This is a genomic window from Vibrio sp. 1288 (assembly GCF_033344475.1).
The window spans coordinates 1-558 of the sequence record NZ_JAWPOX010000954.1; the positions used below are offsets into that span (position 1 = coordinate 1).

The 558-nt window shown below is 45.5% G+C and carries 2 protein-coding genes; both read right to left on the reverse strand.

The genetic code is table 11. The annotated features are described in order from the left end of the window. A partial coding sequence (locus R8O11_RS30300; RefSeq protein WP_318195273.1) for a DUF2861 family protein occupies positions 1 to 172 on the reverse strand: 172 nt, incomplete at its 3' end. Positions 173 to 178: 6 nt separating this feature from the next. Further along, positions 179 to 558 (reverse strand): response regulator transcription factor (locus R8O11_RS30305; protein ID WP_318195272.1); only part of this gene is annotated, 380 nt, incomplete at its 5' end.

A 558-nucleotide genomic window follows, 5' to 3' on the forward strand; every position in this document is an offset into this window, starting at 1 on the left:
TGCTTGGCTCTGTTTGCCATAACTCAACCAACGAGTTGAACATCCCTGCGAGGTCATCTTCAAGCAGGTGTTGATGAGCTTGTGTCAGTGGCGTATTGGTTTGAAACCAGTCCATCGCATGGACTGGTTTCACTAACGCTAACGAGAGAACTACAGGGAGTAGCGTTTTCATTATCGATTATGCTTTCATCTTGTAGCCTACGCCACGAAGCGTTTCGATTTCAAGGCCTGGCAATTTCTGACGAAGTTGAAGTACGTGGGTATCTACAGTACGTGTTGTAGGGAAATGGTTGTACCCCCATACATGGTCTAGTAGTTCATCACGAGTAAAAACGCGGCCTAGGTTTGACGCCAAGAACAGAAGCAAATCAAACTCAGTACGAGTTAACGTGATCAAATCACCTTTGAAGATAACTTCACGTGTTGCGCGATCGATCTCCAGATCTTTCGTCATCACTTTATCTGCATTAGCTTGATCAGCAGAGTCAGGCGCACGCAATTGAGCACGAATACGCGCGAACAATTCAGCTTCTGCAAACGGTTTTGTAAGATAGTCAT